The organism is Rhodoferax sp., from assembly GCF_028689305.1.
Lineage (GTDB): Bacteria > Pseudomonadota > Gammaproteobacteria > Burkholderiales > Burkholderiaceae_C > Rhodoferax.
Genome location: NZ_JAQTWM010000046.1, coordinates 11568 through 27697, shown reverse-complemented (window position 1 = coordinate 27697; position 16130 = coordinate 11568). Strand labels below are relative to the sequence as shown.

The following is a 16130-nucleotide window of genomic DNA, read 5'->3' as shown; positions in this document are numbered from 1 at the left end:
CCTGGTGACAACGTGTCGATCACTGTGAAGCTGATTGCCCCGATCGCCATGGAAGAAGGCCTGCGCTTTGCTATCCGTGAAGGTGGCAAGACGGTTGGCGCTGGCGTCGTGGCTAAGATCATTGCTTGATTGAGAGGCTCGGGCTGTACAGGGTTGCCTGGTAGCCTTTGGTATTTTTGAATGTAGGGGCATAGCTCAATTGGCAGAGCGTCGGTCTCCAAAACCGAAGGTTGTAGGTTCGATTCCTACTGCCCCTGCCACCTGATTTGGCCAAGAGGTGGCATTCCAAGAAGCCCGCTGTGCAAACGGCGGGCTTGTGCGTCTGGAAGGCGCCAAAGTAATGGCTAGTTAACAAGCACAAGATCAACTGACAATGGCTACTACACAAGTTCAAACCGTCAATACCACAGCGGATAAAGCTAAGCTGGCTGCAGCTGCAGCCATGGTTGCTGTGTCGCTGGTTGGGTACTATGCCTTGGGCAAACAGGGGCCGTTATTCCAGTGGTTGGGTTTGTTGGTGGGTTTGGCTGTTGCGGTGGTCATTTTTTTCCTGTCTGAAACTGGCAAGGCTTTGATGGCCTTTGGTCAGGATGCGGTCCGGGAAATGAAAAAAGTAGTCTGGCCGGCACGCCGTGAAGCTATCCAGATGACGTTGTATGTGTTTGGATTTGTTTTTGTCATGGCATTGTTCTTGTGGCTGACAGACAAAACCCTTGAATGGGTTTTTTACGACCTGATTCTTGGATGGAAAAAATGATGAATGATGTTGTAGAAACCTCCACGCCAAGCATGCCGTCTGCAGCACAAACGCTGGCTACAGCAGCGTCAAATCCGGATTTGCGTTGGTACGTTGTGCACGCTTATTCCGGCATGGAAAAGGCTGTCGAGCGCAACATCATTGAAAGAATCAACCGCTCTGGAATGCAGTCCAAGTTCGGGCGCATTCTTGTTCCCATGGAAGAAGTGGTTGAGATCAAAAATGGTCAAAAGAAAACCACTGAGCGCAAATTCTTCCCGGGTTATGTGCTGGTTGAGATGGTCATGGATGACGACACTTGGCATTTGGTCAAACATACCAACAAGGTCACTGGTTTTGTAGGTGGCGGTAAAACCCGGCCCTCGCCAATTTCTGAGGCTGAGGTCATGAAAATCGTCAGTCAGATGCAGGAGGGGACTGATAAGCCTCGTCACAAGGTTGAATTTGTGGTGGGAGAGTTTGTGCGTGTCAAGGAAGGTCCATTTGCAGATTTCAATGGCTCTGTTGAAGAAGTCAACTATGACAAGAGCAAGGTGCGTGTGGCTGTGACTATTTTTGGTCGTTCCACGCCGGTTGAATTGGAGTTTTCTCAGGTTGAAAAAACCTGATGTGAGTTTGCGAAGGCAGCCTTGTGGGCTGTCTTTGGTTTGTTTTCTGTCTTGATGCTTTCCGGCTCGGTATCAAGGTTTTTAATGTGAGTCGTTAATGTCGGGGAGCTGGCGTATGCTGAAAGCAGACGTTGGCGTTTGTACCCGCTAGGAGTAAACCATGGCGAAAAAAATCGTCGGTTTTGTCAAACTGCAAGTTCCAGCAGGCAAAGCCAATCCATCCCCCCCGATTGGTCCAGCTTTGGGTCAGCGTGGCTTGAACATCATGGAGTTTTGCAAGGCGTTCAATGCCCAAACCCAAGGTGTTGAGCCGGGTCTGCCGCTGCCTGTGGTTATCACCGCTTTTGCTGACAAGAGCTTCACCTTTGTGATCAAGTCGCCACCATCATCGGTGCTGATCAAGAAGGCGATCAAGATTGACAAGGGGTCTGCTCGCGCCAACAAAGACAAGGTCGGCAAGATTACTCGTGCACAGCTTGAAGAAATTGCCAAGACCAAAATGAAAGACCTGACCGCTGCCGACATGGATGCTGCGGTTCGGACGATCGCTGGTTCAGCGCGCTCGATGGGCGTGAATGTGGAGGGCGTGTAAATGGCCAGCTTGACAAAAAAACAAAAGGCTTTGCAAGGCAAAGTTGACAGCAGCAAGTTATACGCTATTGGTGATGCGCTGGCTCTGGTGAAAGATTGTGCTAGCGCCAAGTTCGATGAGTCCATTGACGTGGCCGTTCAGCTTGGCATTGATGCCAAGAAATCTGATCAGGTGGTGCGTGGTGCCGTTGTTTTGCCTCACGGTACCGGCAAGACCAAGCGGGTCGCTGTGTTCGCACAGGGAGCCAAGGCAGAAGAAGCCAAGGCGGCAGGTGCTGACATTGTTGGGATGGACGACTTGGCTGCCATGGTCAAGGCTGGTGACATGCCTTTTGACGTGGTGATTGCTGCTCCCGATGCGATGCGCGTGGTGGGTACATTGGGTCAGATCCTTGGTCCGCGTGGCTTGATGCCTAACCCCAAGGTGGGCACTGTGACACCAGATGTCGCTACTGCTGTGCGTAACGCCAAGGCTGGTCAAGTGCAATTCCGTGTTGACAAGGCAGGGATTGTGCATTCCACCATTGGTCGCCGCTCATTTGATAACGACAAGCTGAAAGACAACCTGGCTGCTTTGGTGGACGCCTTGGCCAAGGCCAAACCGGCAACCAGCAAAGGTTTGTATTTGCGCAAGGTCGCGGTATCGAGCACCATGGGTGTTGGTGTTCGTGTTGATCTGCAATCGGTTGCTGCTTGATGTGAGAAATCTGGCGTTCTGAAAGGAGCGTCTGATGTGGTGGGCTGCAAGCGCTGAGAGGCGTGAGCAGGCCATCCAAGACCGTTGGTGTGCAGATCGTTTAACGGATGATGCGCTTAATGACCAAGCCAACGCAGATGGCGTACCCGCTGCTAAAGAATTGAAAAATTCCTGAACAGTTGGTCGCTGATATATGGCGTGTCCAGAGGTTGCGAAATGATCGTTGCCAAAAGACACATTTTGAAGGAGTAGACCTTGAGTTTAAATCGCAGTGAGAAAGAAGCGGTCATCAGTGATGTGACTGGCCTCGCCGCTAAAGCTCAAACGCTCGTGATGGCGGAATACCGGGGTATCACGGTTGCCGACATGACTCAATTGCGCTCGACAGCGCGCAGCAACGGTGTCAGCCTGAGTGTTTTGAAAAACACGCTGGCTCGCCGTGCTGTGGCTGGTAGCAGTTTTGAGATCGTGTCTGACCAGATGACTGGTCCGCTGATCTATGGCTTTTCTGAAGACGCTGTGGCTGCCGCAAAAGTGGTGGCTGAATTCGCCAAAACCAATGCCAAATTGGTGATTCGCGGTGGCGCCTACGGAGGTAAGGCCCTGGATGTCGAGGGTGTGAAGCAGTTGGCCAGCATTCCGTCCAAGGAAGTTCTGCTGGCTCAGTTGCTGGGCTTGATGCAGTCCCCCATCTCGCGCACTGCGCGCGTGTTGGCGGCTTTGGCGGAGCAAAAAGGCGGTGGCGCAGAAGCCCCGGCTGAGGCAGTTGCAGCTTGATCGCTCGCAGCAATTAGTAACCAATATTGTTAGGAAATCAAAATGGCATTCGATAAAGACGCATTTTTGACCGCGCTGGACAGCATGACGGTCATGGAACTCAACGACCTGGTGAAAGCCATCGAAGAGAAATTTGGCGTGAGTGCAGCCGCCATGGCCGCTCCTGCTGCTGCTGGCGGTGGTGCTGCTGCAGCTGCTGAAGAAAAGACTGAATTCAACGTGGTTCTGGTTGACGCAGGCGCCAACAAGGTATCGGTCATCAAGGCCGTGCGTGAAATCACTGGCTTGGGTCTGAAAGAAGCCAAGGACATGGTTGATGGCGCTCCGAAGAACGTCAAGGAAGGCGTGTCCAAAGCTGATGCCGACGCCGCTTTGAAGAAGCTGGTTGAGGCAGGCGCCAAGGCCGAACTCAAGTAATTGAAGTTAGTGCCAGGGCTGGAGTGCTTTTAAAGGCCTCCAGCCTTTGGTGTTTCTGAAGAACACACTGAAAAACGGCCAATAGACTTTTTTTCAGTGTCTTCTCATCCCGACAGAAGAAGATGCCTTGGTTCGGGTCGCATGCAAGGTGCGATCGTCCGCCATTGATTGGTAGCGGCCAATCGCCAAGAACTTAAGTCGTCCAGGACCCGCCAGGTTCCTCAGTTGCCCGGAGATTTCATGGCTTACTCATACACCGAACGCAAACGAATCCGTAAAAGTTTTGGCAGTCGCGACAGCGTACTGGAAATTCCGTACCTGCTGCAAATGCAAAAAGATGCCTACACCGCATTTCTTCAAGCCGATATAGCTCCCAAAAAACGATCGACCGAAGGTCTGCAGGCTGCGTTTGATGCCGCTTTCCCGATCGTTTCGCACAATGGTTTTGTCGAGATGAAGTACCTTGAGTACAACTTGGCGAAACCGGCTTTTGATGTTCGTGAATGCCAGACTCGTGGTCTGACTTATGCATCTGCTGTGCGTGCCAAGGTGCAATTGATCATCTATGACCGTGAATCCTCCACGACGCAAAACAAGGTGGTCAAGGAAGTCAAGGAGCAAGAGGTTTACATGGGTGAAGTCCCCCTGATGACCGAAAAAGGCTCTTTTGTGATCAATGGCACCGAACGTGTGATCGTGTCTCAGCTGCACCGCTCTCCGGGTGTCTTTTTTGAGCATGACAAGGGCAAGACGCACAGTTCAGGCAAGTTGCTGTTTTCGGCGCGGATCATCCCTTACCGCGGCTCGTGGCTTGACTTCGAATTTGACCCCAAAGATATTCTGTATTTCCGGGTTGACCGCCGCCGCAAGATGCCAGTCACCATTTTGCTCAAGGCAATTGGTCTCAATAACGAGTCCATCCTCGCCAACTTCTTCGTGAATGACAATTTCCGCTTGATGGACAGTGGTGCCCAAATGGAATTTGTGGCCGAGCGTCTGCGTGGTGAGATTGCGCGCTTCGATATCACCGACAAGAGCGGCAAGGTGGTTGTGGCCAAGGACAAGCGGATCACCGCTCGCCACACCCGCGAGATGGAGCAGTCCGGCACCACGCACGTGTCTGTTCCGGAAGACTTCCTGATCGGTCGTGTGGTCGCACGCAATGTGGTGGACGGCGATACCGGTGAAATCCTGGCCAAGGCCAATGAGGAGCTGACGGAAGTTTTGCTCAAAAAGCTGCGCAGTGCCGGTGTTCAGGACCTCGCTTGCATTTACACCAATGAATTGGATCAGGGCGCCTATATTTCGCAAACCCTGCGCACCGATGAAACGGCAGATGAGTTTGCAGCACGGGTGGCCATTTACCGCATGATGCGGCCTGGTGAGCCGCCGACCGAAGATGCTGTCCAGGCCCTGTTCCAGCGTCTCTTCTACAACCCGGACACCTACGACCTGTCGCGTGTGGGACGCATGAAATTCAATGCCAAGATGGGCCGCCCTGAGTCCACTGGCCCGATGGTGCTCACCAACGAAGACATTCTGGCTGTGGTCAAGATCCTGGTGGATCTCCGCAATGGCCACGGTGAGGTGGATGACATCGATCATTTGGGTAACCGCCGCGTGCGTTGTGTGGGTGAGTTGGCTGAAAACCAGTACCGCATGGGTTTGGCACGCATTGAAAAAGCCGTGAAAGAACGCCTGGGGCAGGCCGAGCAGGAACCCCTGATGCCGCATGACCTGATCAACAGCAAGCCAATTTCGGCAGCGTTGAAAGAGTTTTTTGGTGCATCCCAGCTGTCCCAGTTCATGGACCAGACCAATCCTCTGTCCGAGATCACGCACAAGCGCCGCGTCTCTGCCCTCGGCCCAGGTGGTTTGACCCGTGAACGCGCTGGCTTCGAAGTGCGTGACGTGCACGTGACCCACTATGGCCGCGTGTGCCCGATTGAAACGCCTGAAGGTCCGAACATCGGTCTGATCAACTCCCTGGCCCTGTATGCACGTTTGAATGAATACGGTTTTATTGAAACGCCGTATCGCCGTGTGGTGGATGGCAAGGTGACCATGGACATTGATTACCTGTCTGCCATCGAAGAAGGCAAATACGTCATCGCCCAGGCCAATGCGACGCTGGATAAGGACGGTCGTCTGACTGGTGACCTGATCTCCGCGCGTGAAGCGGGCGAGTCCATCCTGGTCGGCGCTGAGCGTGTCCAGTACATGGACGTGTCTCCTGCTCAGATCGTATCGGTGGCAGCATCGTTGGTGCCGTTCCTGGAACACGATGACGCCAACCGTGCGTTGATGGGCGCGAACATGTCGCGTCAGGCCGTGCCGGTGTTGCGTCCTGAAAAACCGATGGTGGGCACAGGCATTGAGCGCGTGGCTGCCATTGACTCGGGTACGGTGGTGACTGCCAGTCGCGGTGGTGTGGTGGACTATGTTGATGCTACCCGTGTCGTGGTTCGTGTCAACGACGCTGAAGCGCAAGCAGGTGAAGTTGGTGTAGACATCTACAACCTGATCAAGTACCAACGCTCCAACCAGAATACCAATATCCATCAGCGCCCGATTGTCAAAAAAGGTGACAAGCTGGCCAAGGGTGATGTGATTGCTGACGGTGCGTCCACTGATCTGGGTGAACTGGCGCTGGGTCAGAACATGTTGATTGGCTTCATGACCTGGAACGGTTACAACTTCGAAGACTCGATCTTGATCAGCGAACGTGTGGTGGCTGAAGACCGCTACACCTCGATTCACATCGAGGAACTGGTGGTCATGGCGCGTGACACCAAGCTCGGTGCCGAAGAAATCACACGCGATATTCCAAATCTGAGTGAACAGCAACTGAACCGGCTGGACGAGTCCGGCATCATTTATGTGGGTGCTGAAGTGCAGCCCGGAGATGTACTGGTGGGCAAGGTGACGCCGAAGGGTGAGACCACGTTGACGCCAGAAGAAAAACTGCTGCGCGCCATCTTTGGTGAAAAGGCCAGCGATGTGAAAGATACCTCGCTGCGAGTGGATCAAGGTTCTCAAGGTACTGTGATTGATGTGCAGGTGTTCACCCGGGAAGGGATCACCCGAGACCGTCGTGCACAGCAGATCATTGATGACGAACTCAAACGTTTCCGCCTTGATCTGAACGACCAGCTGCGCATCGTGGAAGCAGATGCGTTTGACCGTATCGAGAAGCTTCTGGTGGGCAAAGTGGCCAACGGGGGCCCGCAAAAATTGGCCAAAGGCACCAAGCTGGACAAGGCTTATCTTGCTTCGGTGGAAAAGTTCCATTGGTTTGACATCCGCCCGGCAGACGATGGCACATCGGCGCAGCTGGAAAGCATCAAGAACTCGCTGGAACAGACCCGTCACAGTTTCGATCTAGCGTTTGAAGAGAAACGCAAGAAACTGACACAGGGTGATGATTTGCCCGCAGGTGTGTTGAAAATGGTCAAGGTGTATGTAGCGGTCAAACGTCATCTGCAGCCGGGTGACAAGATGGCCGGCCGCCACGGTAACAAGGGTGTGGTTTCCAAAATCGTGCCGGTGGAAGATATGCCACATATGGCTGACGGAACGCCCTGCGACATCGTCCTGAACCCGCTGGGCGTGCCATCACGGATGAACGTTGGTCAGGTGCTGGAAGTGCATTTGGGTTGGGCTGGCAAGGGTATTGGCCAACGTATTGGCGACATGCTGCAAGCCGAATCCCGTGTCGCCGAGCTGCGCAAGTTCTTGGAAGATATCTACAACAGCACGGGCCGTAAGGAAGACCTGAGTGTTCTTAACGACGACCAGTTGTTGGAAATGGCGCACAACCTGACCACTGGCATGCCGTTTGCAACACCCGTGTTTGACGGTGCGACTGAAGACGAAATCCGGGCCATGCTCAAACTGGCCTTCCCGGATGATCTGGCCAAACTCAAGGGGTTGACGGAAACACGAACTCAAGCCTATCTCTATGATGGCCGGACCGGCGACCGTTTTGAACGCCCAACGACAGTGGGCTATATGCATTACCTCAAACTGCACCACTTGGTCGACGACAAAATGCATGCCCGTTCAACGGGTCCATACAGCCTGGTCACGCAACAGCCGTTGGGCGGTAAAGCCCAGTTTGGTGGTCAGCGTTTCGGTGAAATGGAGGTGTGGGCACTGGAAGCCTATGGTGCCGCCTATACCCTGCAGGAAATGCTCACGGTCAAGTCGGACGACGTACAGGGCCGAACCAAGGTGTATGAGAGCATCGTCAAGGGTGAGCACTCGATCGAAGCCGGCATGCCCGAGTCGTTCAACGTGCTGGTCAAGGAAATCCGCTCGCTGGGCTTGGATATTGAGCTGGAACGCTCGTAATTGATGAGAATAGAGGAATAACAGTCATGAAGTCTTTACTCGACCTGTTCAAGCAGTTCACGCCCGACGAACATTTTGATGCCATCAAGATCGGCATGGCGTCACCCGAAAAGATTCGTTCCTGGTCTTTTGGTGAAGTCAAAAAACCTGAAACCATCAACTACCGGACTTTCAAACCCGAGCGTGATGGCCTGTTTTGTGCCAAGATCTTTGGTCCCATCAAAGATTACGAATGTTTGTGCGGCAAGTACAAGCGCCTCAAGCATCGCGGCGTGATCTGCGAGAAGTGCGGCGTTGAAGTCACCCAGACCAAAGTGCGCCGCGAGCGCATGGGCCACATCGACCTGGCTGCACCTTGTGCGCATATCTGGTTCCTGAAGTCCCTGCCCAGCCGCTTGGGCCTGGTGCTGGACATGACGCTGCGCGATATCGAGCGCGTGCTGTACTTTGAAGCGTATGTGGTAACCGACCCCGGCATGACCCCGCTGAAGAAATTCAGCATCATGTCGGAAGACGACTTTGACGCCAAGTTCAAGGAATACGGCGACGAGTTCCAGGCCAAGATGGGTGCCGAAGGCGTCAAGGAATTGTTGCAGAACCTCGATATTGAAAGCGAAATCGAGAAGCTGCGCAATGACCCGAGTGGTTCCGAGCTCAAGATCAAGAAAAACACCAAGCGTCTGAAGCTGTTGGAAGCGTTCAAGAAATCCGGCATCAAGCCCGAGTGGATGGTGCTGGATGTGCTGCCAGTGCTGCCGCCGGACCTGCGTCCGCTGGTGCCGCTGGACGGTGGCCGTTTCGCCACCTCTGACCTGAACGACCTGTACCGCCGCGTCATCAACCGCAACAGCCGTCTGCGTCGTTTGCTGGAACTTAAAGCGCCCGAAATCATTGCACGCAATGAAAAACGCATGCTGCAGGAAGCGGTTGACAGCTTGCTGGACAACGGCCGTCGCGGCAAGGCCATGACCGGCGCCAACAAACGTGCCCTCAAGTCGCTGGCCGACATGATCAAGGGCAAGAGTGGTCGTTTCCGTCAGAACTTGCTGGGCAAGCGTGTGGACTACTCCGGTCGTTCCGTGATTGTGGTGGGGCCAACCCTCAAGCTGCACCAGTGCGGTCTGCCGAAATTGATGGCCTTGGAGTTGTTCAAGCCCTTCATCTTCGCGCGTCTGGAAGCCATGGGTATCGCCACCACCATCAAGGCTGCCAAGAAGGAAGTCGAATCTGGCACCCCGGTGGTGTGGGACATTCTGGAAGAGGTGATCAAAGAGCATCCCGTGATGCTGAACCGTGCACCAACGCTGCACCGTTTGGGTATCCAAGCCTTTGAACCGATCCTGATCGAAGGCAAGGCCATTCAACTGCACCCGCTGGTTTGCGCGGCGTTCAACGCCGACTTCGACGGTGACCAGATGGCTGTTCACGTGCCGCTGTCGGTGGAAGCCCAGATGGAAGCTCGCACCCTGATGCTGGCCTCCAATAACGTGCTGTTCCCCTCCAATGGTGAGCCTTCCATCGTACCGTCGCAGGACGTGGTGCTGGGCCTGTACTACACCACCCGCGACCGTATCAATGGCAAGGGTGAAGGTTTGATCTTTGCCGATGTGGCCGAAGTCCAGCGCGCCTTTGACGCGGGTGAGGTCGAAATGAGCTCACGCATCAACGTGCGTCTGACCGAGTACACCAAAAACAAGAAGACCGGTGAACTGGTGCCGACCACCAAGCTGTGGGAGACCACCGCTGGTCGCGCCCTGTTGTCCGAAATCCTGCCCAAGGGCCTGCCGTTCGAGTTCATCAACAAGGCCCTGAAGAAAAAGGAAATCTCCCGGTTGATCAACGCCTCGTTCCGCAAGTGTGGCTTGAAAGAAACGGTGGTGTTTGCCGACAAGCTGCTGCAATACGGTTTCCGACTGGCCACCCGTGCCGGTATCTCGATCTCGATCGAAGACATGCTGGTGCCGACCGAGAAACCCGGCATCATCGAGCGGGCCGAAAAAGAGGTCAAGGAAATTGCCCAGCAGTACACCTCAGGTCTGGTGACTGCCGGTGAACGTTATAACAAGGTGGTGGACATCTGGGGCAAGGCCGGCGACGAAGTGTCCAAGGTGATGATGGGCCAGCTCTCCAAAGAGACGGTCGTTGACCGCCATGGCAACCGGGTGCCGCAAGAGTCGTTCAATTCCATCTACATGATGGCCGACTCCGGCGCGCGTGGTTCTGCAGCGCAGATTCGTCAGGTGGCTGGTATGCGGGGTCTGATGGCCAAGCCAGACGGTTCCATCATCGAAACACCGATTACCGCCAACTTCCGTGAAGGCCTGAACGTGCTGGAGTACTTCATCTCCACCCACGGTGCCCGTAAGGGTTTGGCCGATACCGCGTTGAAAACCGCGAACTCGGGCTACCTGACCCGTCGTCTGGTTGACGTGACACAGGATCTGGTCGTGACCGAACAGGACTGCGGCACCCATGCCGGCTATTTGATGCGCGCCATCGTCGAAGGTGGTGAGGTGATCGAATCCCTGCGTGACCGCATTCTGGGCCGTACCGCGGCTGAAGACGTCCTGCATCCAGAAAACCAGTCGGTGCTGGCCACTGCCGGCACCATGCTGGACGAAGACCTGATTGAAGAGCTGGAGCTTGCCGGTGTCGACGAGGTCAAGGTGCGTACTGCGCTCACCTGCGAAACCCGCTTCGGTATTTGCGCCAAGTGTTATGGCCGGGATCTGGGCCGTGGCGGTCTGGTCAACGGCGGCGAAGCTGTGGGTGTGATTGCTGCCCAGTCGATTGGTGAGCCGGGTACCCAGCTCACCATGCGGACCTTCCACATCGGTGGTGCCGCTTCGCGTGCCGCCATCGCTTCCAGCGTGGAAGCCAAGTCCAACGGCAACATCGGCTTCAACGCCACAATGCGTTATGTGACCAATGGCAAGGGAGAGCTGGTGGTGATTTCCCGCTCTGGCGAGATCATCATCCATGACGAGCATGGTCGTGAGCGCGAACGTCACAAGGTGCCTTACGGCGCCGTGTTGACGGTCAAGGCCGACCAGACCATCAAGGCCGGTACCATCCTGGCCAACTGGGATCCGCTGACACGCCCCATCATCACCGAGTTTGCCGGTCAGGCCAAGTTCGAGAACGTGGAAGAGGGCTTGACGGTTGCCAAGCAGGTGGACGAAGTGACCGGCCTGTCGACGCTGGTGGTCATCGATCCGAAACGCCGCGGCTCTGCCAAGGTGGTTCGGCCCCAGGTCAAACTGGTGGATGCCTCTGGTAACGAAGTCAAGATTCCGGGCACTGACCACTCGGTGACCATCGGTTTCCCGATCGGTGCGCTGGTGCAGGTGCGTGATGGCCAGGACGTGGGCCCAGGCGAAGTGCTGGCCCGTATCCCGGTAGAAGGCCAGAAGACCCGCGACATCACTGGTGGTCTGCCGCGTGTGGCCGAGTTGTTCGAAGCCCGTTCTCCCAAAGACAAGGGTGTGCTGGCAGAAATGACCGGCACGATCTCGTTCGGCAAGGAGACCAAAGGCAAGATTCGCCTGCAGATCACGGACCCGGACGGCAAGGTCTGGGAAGAACTGGTGCCCAAGGAAAAAAATATCCTGGTGCACGAAGGCCAGATTGTCAACAAGGGCGAGACCGTGGTGGACGGTCCGGCCGATCCGCAGGACATCCTGCGCCTGCTGGGTGCTGAAGAGCTGGCCCGTTACATCGTGGATGAGGTGCAGGACGTTTACCGCTTGCAAGGTGTGAAGATCAACGACAAGCACATTGAAGTGATTGTTCGCCAGATGTTGCGCCGGGTGGTGGTGGAGAGCGCCGGTGATTCGAACTACATCGTCGGTGAGCAAGTCGAGCGCTCGGAAATGCTCAATACCAACGACGCGTTGCGCGCCGAAGGCAAGATTCCCGCCACCTACACCAACCTGCTGCTGGGTATCACCAAGGCATCGTTGTCCACTGACAGCTTCATCAGTGCCGCGTCCTTCCAGGAGACCACGCGTGTGTTGACTGAAGCGGCCATCATGGGCAAGCGCGACGAGCTGCGTGGCCTGAAGGAAAACGTGATCGTCGGCCGTCTGATCCCGGCTGGGACGGGTCTGGCTTACCACGAAGCTCGCAAGGTTCGCGAAAGCATGGATGACGCCGAGCGCCGCGCCATTGCCGAAGCCGAAGCAGCCGAACTGGCCGGTGAAAGCGAAGCGGAACAAGGCGAGGACGCTGCCGCCGAGTAAGTTTTAGCTATATAAAGTATAGCGCCTCATGTCCTGTTTATGCGGGCATGAGGCGTTTTTTATGTCAAAATTGCCATGACCGACGACCAACGGCCACCTTTGTGGCGTCAATTGCAGGCAGTCGCCCAAGTTCTTCAGGCCGTCAGCCGGGGGCAATCCGGGACCGCTGCGCTGGATGCGGTGGCGCCAGCCAGCCGCCCGGGTGTGCAGGCGTTGAGCTTTGATGTGCTGCGTTCGTTGGGGCAAGCCCAGGCTCTGTGCAAGTTGCTTGCACCACGCACGCCACCACCGATGGTGGATGCGTTGTTGTGCACCGCGCTGGCGCTGTTATGGCGGCCCGATGCGGCGCGCTACGACGCCTTCACGCTGGTGAACCAGGCGGTGGAGTGTGCCAAGAAAACTCCAGCCATCAAGCCTCAGGCCGCGTTTGTCAATGCCTGCCTGCGGCGGTTCCTGCGTGAGCGCGAGGCACTGCTGGCGCGCACTCAGCATGACCCGGTGGCGCGCTGGAATCACCCGGCCTGGTGGATTGAACAGCTTCAGGCCGATTGGCCCAAGCAGTGGCAAGCCATTCTGGCCGCGGCTGACCAGCATGCGCCAATGGTGTTGCGTGTGAATGTCCGCCTGACCACCCAGGCCCAGTACCTGGTGGCGCTGCGTGAGGCCGGCATTGCCGCCACGCCCGTCGGGTCTGCGGGTGTGGTGCTGGCATCAGCCTGCCCGGTGCAGCAGTTGCCCGGTTTTGCCGATGGCTGGGTGTCGGTGCAGGACAGTGCCGCCCAACTGGCTGCTCCTTTGTTACTCGCTGGCTTGCCGACCAGCCCAAGACTGAGGGTGTTGGATGCCTGTGCTGCCCCCGGGGGGAAAACCGCACACTTGCTGGAGCTGGCCGATGCAGCCGTGACGGCGCTCGATGTCGATGCCAAGCGTTGCCAGCGTATCCATCAAACCCTGGGGCGCCTCGGGCTCAAGGCCGAGGTCATTGCGGCGGACGCGGCGCAAGTGTCGTCCTGGTGGAACGGTGAACTCCTTGACGCCATCCTGCTGGATGCACCATGTTCGGCCTCCGGCATCGTGCGGCGCCATCCGGATATCCGCTGGTTGCGCCGCCGGACCGACATTGCCCAATTGGCGGCCATCCAGGCCCGGTTGCTGGCACAGCTGTGGCCGCTGCTCAAACCCGGTGGTCGTCTGCTTTATTGCACCTGTTCGGTGTTTCGGGCCGAGGGTGAGCAACAGATCAAGGCGTTTCTTGCCAGCAACACCCAGGCGGCTTTATTGCCATCACCCGGGCATTTGTTGGCCGGCATGGGTGCGCAAGGCACGCTCGCGCCCGACAATCTGATCGGTGACCACGATGGCTTTTATTACGCGTTGCTCGAAAAAACTGGCGCTTAGCAACTGGCGTTGCTGGCTGCTGGTGGTCGCCATGGTGTTGGCGCAGGGACTGGTGCGCCCGGCTTGGGCTACCGAAGCGCCCGACGTCAGCCGCACACCCGTGCTGAAGCTCGAGCGTACGGATGACGCCCTCTGGCTGACTGCACAGTTCCGGTTTGAGCTGCCGGTTGTGGTTGAAGACGCCTTGCTCAAAGGTATTCCAATTTATTTTGTGGCGCAGGCTGAGTTGCTGCGTGAGCGCTGGTATTGGACCAATCGCAAGGTTGCCTCGGTCCAGCGTCGGATGCGGCTGGCCTATCACCCCTTGACGCAACGTTGGCGGCTCAATATCGGGTCAGGTGACATGACCGAGGCCACCCAGGGGCTGACACTGAACCTCAATTTCGACACCCTGACGGATGCCATGGCTGCTGTACGGCGCTTTTCCCGCTGGAAGATCGCCGAGGCGGCGGACCTGGAACCCGGCGCCCAGCACATCGTCGAGTTCCGCTTTGCGCTGGATACATCACAACTGCCCAGGCCGCTGCAGATTGGCACTTTGGGCCAGTCCGACTGGCAGATCGCCCTCACGGCTTCCCAGGTGCTGGGTGTGGAGCGGGGCAAGTGAGCAGCCCTGGCAAGACGGCCGCCGTGACGGCGCAGCCGACATCGCGCGCCCTGCGCTGGACCATCGGGCTGGGTCTGACCGCCATGGTGGCCGTTGGGTTGGTGTTGTTGTTCCTGCTGACTCAGGCCACCACCAACCGCGAGCTCTACGAGCGCAACTACGCCAACCTGTTTGCGGTCAATGTGGTGGTGGCGGCCCTGCTGCTGTTGGTGATCTGCTGGATTGCCTATCGGCTTTTCAAACGGCTGCGGCAACGAAAATTTGGCAGTCGCCTGCTGGTCAAGTTGGCGGCCGTGTTCGCGCTGGCCGGCTTTGCCCCTGGCATGCTCATCTATGTGGTGTCTTACCAGTTCGTCTCGCGCTCCATCGAAAGCTGGTTTGATGTCAAGGTTGAGGGCGCGCTGGAGGCCGGACTGAACCTGGGCCGGACCACGTTGGAGGCCTTGTCAACGGATTGGCTGGGCAAAACCCGCTCCGCTGCCGCTTTGCTGGCAGACACCTCAGATGCCAGCGCCGCCTTGCCGCTGGAGCGGGCCCGCGACGCGATGGGTGCCGATGACCTGATGTTGCTGGGTGCCTCCGGGCGTCTGGTGGCCGCAGTCGGGCAATCACGTTTCCAGCTTACCCCGGATCTGCCGTCGCCACAGCAATTCCGTGCCGCCCGCACGCAACGCACCATCAGTTGGATTGAAGGGTTGGAGGACAGTGTGGCTGGCGAACCGTCTGTGGCGCGAATCAAGGTGCTGGCGCTGGTCAACAGCGCCGGGCTGGGAGCCTTCGGTGAGTCGCGTTACCTGCTGGCGGTCAAGGTGCTGCCGTCTTCACTGGTGGCCAATGCGCTGGCTGTGACTCAAGCCAACCGCGAATACCAGGAGCGTGCCCTGGCCCGGGAAGGCTTGCGTCGCATGTACATCGGAACCCTGACTCTGAGTCTGTTCATGGCCGTGTTTGGCGCCGTTCTGCTGGCTGTGGTGCTGGGCAACCAGATTGCCAGGCCGCTGCTGCTGCTGGCCGATGGCGTGCGTGAAGTGGCCGCAGGTGACTTTACCCCCAAAGCCACACTGCGTGGCAAGGATGAACTTGACGGTTTGACACGCTCTTTCGCAGACATGACCCAGCAGCTTCTGGAGGCCAGGCAGGCGGTGCAGATCAGCATGGAACAGGTCAACGCGGCGCGTGCCAACCTGCAGACCATTCTGGACAATCTCACAGCGGGTGTTATGGTGCTCGGGGCCGACGGCACGATTGCGTCATCCAATCCCGGGGCAACGCGCATTCTCAAATTGCCTCTGGCTGCTTATGAGGGCAAACGCCTGGCCGAGATTGACGGTTTGCAGTCGTTTGGCGAGGGTGTTCAGCAGCAATTTGAAATCTTTCTGGCACATGGGCATGAGCGCAGCATGGACCACTGGCAGCAGTCCTTTGCGCTGGGCAAGATCGGTGAGGCCTCGGTGGGGCATCCCGCCAATGATGTCATCACTTTGATTGCCCGTGGCGCCGAGCTCCCTGGTAACCAGCATCTGCTGGTGTTCGACGATATTTCGGAAATTGTTTCAGCCCAGCGGGCCCAGGCCTGGGGCGAAGTGGCACGGCGGCTGGCCCACGAAATCAAGAACCCGCTGACACCGATCCAGCTCTCGGCCGAGCGACTGGAGATGAAACTCACGCCCAAGGTGGCGGCTCC

The 16130-nt window shown here is 57.0% G+C and carries 11 protein-coding genes, 1 tRNA gene and 1 pseudogene; all 13 read left to right on the top strand.

Annotated elements, in window-relative coordinates; genetic code table 11:
* Positions 1–129: pseudogene (locus tag PHW99_RS10865) on the top strand (elongation factor Tu); the annotation flags it as partial.
* Between the two features lie 55 nt (positions 130–184).
* Positions 185–260 (top strand) — tRNA-Trp (locus PHW99_RS10860).
* A gap of 113 nt (positions 261–373) precedes the next feature.
* A complete protein-coding gene (secE, locus tag PHW99_RS10855) occupies positions 374–757 on the top strand; it encodes a preprotein translocase subunit SecE (protein WP_300176932.1) in 384 nt (127 codons plus the stop codon).
* Positions 754–1365, top strand: a complete 612-nt coding sequence (gene nusG / locus PHW99_RS10850; protein WP_300176938.1) for a transcription termination/antitermination protein NusG — start codon at positions 754–756, stop codon at positions 1363–1365. Before secE ends, nusG begins: the two co-directional genes overlap by 4 nt.
* Before the next feature lie 160 nt (positions 1366–1525).
* The gene (rplK, locus tag PHW99_RS10845) at positions 1526–1957 is read left to right on the top strand and encodes a 50S ribosomal protein L11 (RefSeq protein ID WP_300176929.1); all 432 of its coding nucleotides are present in this window, start codon (positions 1526–1528) and stop codon (positions 1955–1957) included.
* The gene (rplA, locus tag PHW99_RS10840; RefSeq protein WP_300176926.1) at positions 1958–2653 is read left to right on the top strand and encodes a 50S ribosomal protein L1; all 696 of its coding nucleotides are present in this window, start codon (positions 1958–1960) and stop codon (positions 2651–2653) included.
* 255 nt (positions 2654–2908) lie between these two features.
* Positions 2909–3430 (top strand): 50S ribosomal protein L10, encoded by a 522-nt coding sequence (rplJ, locus tag PHW99_RS10835; RefSeq protein WP_300176923.1) that lies wholly within the window; start codon positions 2909–2911, stop codon positions 3428–3430.
* Between the two features lie 42 nt (positions 3431–3472).
* Entirely contained in the window at positions 3473–3847 is a 375-nt protein-coding gene (gene rplL, locus PHW99_RS10830; RefSeq protein ID WP_300176920.1) for a 50S ribosomal protein L7/L12, read from the top strand.
* A gap of 240 nt (positions 3848–4087) precedes the next feature.
* On the top strand, positions 4088–8200 hold the full coding sequence (rpoB, locus tag PHW99_RS10825; protein WP_300176917.1) for a DNA-directed RNA polymerase subunit beta: 4113 nt from the start codon (positions 4088–4090) through the stop codon (positions 8198–8200).
* 26 nt (positions 8201–8226) lie between these two features.
* Entirely contained in the window at positions 8227–12441 is a 4215-nt protein-coding gene (rpoC, locus tag PHW99_RS10820; RefSeq protein ID WP_300176914.1) for a DNA-directed RNA polymerase subunit beta', read from the top strand.
* A 75-nt stretch (positions 12442–12516) separates the two neighbouring features.
* Positions 12517–13839: a 16S rRNA (cytosine(967)-C(5))-methyltransferase RsmB gene (rsmB, locus tag PHW99_RS10815; protein ID WP_300176911.1), complete on the top strand. Its 1323-nt coding sequence runs from the start codon at positions 12517–12519 to the stop codon at positions 13837–13839.
* The gene (locus PHW99_RS10810; protein WP_300176908.1) at positions 13799–14446 is read left to right on the top strand and encodes a DUF4390 domain-containing protein; all 648 of its coding nucleotides are present in this window, start codon (positions 13799–13801) and stop codon (positions 14444–14446) included. Before rsmB ends, PHW99_RS10810 begins: the two co-directional genes overlap by 41 nt.
* A partial coding sequence (locus PHW99_RS10805; RefSeq protein ID WP_300176905.1) for a HAMP domain-containing protein occupies positions 14443–16130 on the top strand: 1688 nt, incomplete at its 3' end. The genes PHW99_RS10810 and PHW99_RS10805, both read left to right, overlap by 4 nt.

Coding starts and splice junctions, on each gene's coding strand:
- rplL (WP_300176920.1), top strand. CDS start 3,473: ATGGCATTCGATAAAGACGCATTTTTGACCGCGCTGGACAGCATGACG.
- rpoC (WP_300176914.1), top strand. CDS start 8,227: ATGAAGTCTTTACTCGACCTGTTCAAGCAGTTCACGCCCGACGAACAT.
- rplK (WP_300176929.1), top strand. CDS start 1,526: ATGGCGAAAAAAATCGTCGGTTTTGTCAAACTGCAAGTTCCAGCAGGC.
- secE (WP_300176932.1), top strand. CDS start 374: ATGGCTACTACACAAGTTCAAACCGTCAATACCACAGCGGATAAAGCT.
- rsmB (WP_300176911.1), top strand. CDS start 12,517: ATGACCGACGACCAACGGCCACCTTTGTGGCGTCAATTGCAGGCAGTC.
- rplA (WP_300176926.1), top strand. CDS start 1,958: ATGGCCAGCTTGACAAAAAAACAAAAGGCTTTGCAAGGCAAAGTTGAC.
- rpoB (WP_300176917.1), top strand. CDS start 4,088: ATGGCTTACTCATACACCGAACGCAAACGAATCCGTAAAAGTTTTGGC.
- nusG (WP_300176938.1), top strand. CDS start 754: ATGATGAATGATGTTGTAGAAACCTCCACGCCAAGCATGCCGTCTGCA.
- PHW99_RS10810 (WP_300176908.1), top strand. CDS start 13,799: ATGGCTTTTATTACGCGTTGCTCGAAAAAACTGGCGCTTAGCAACTGG.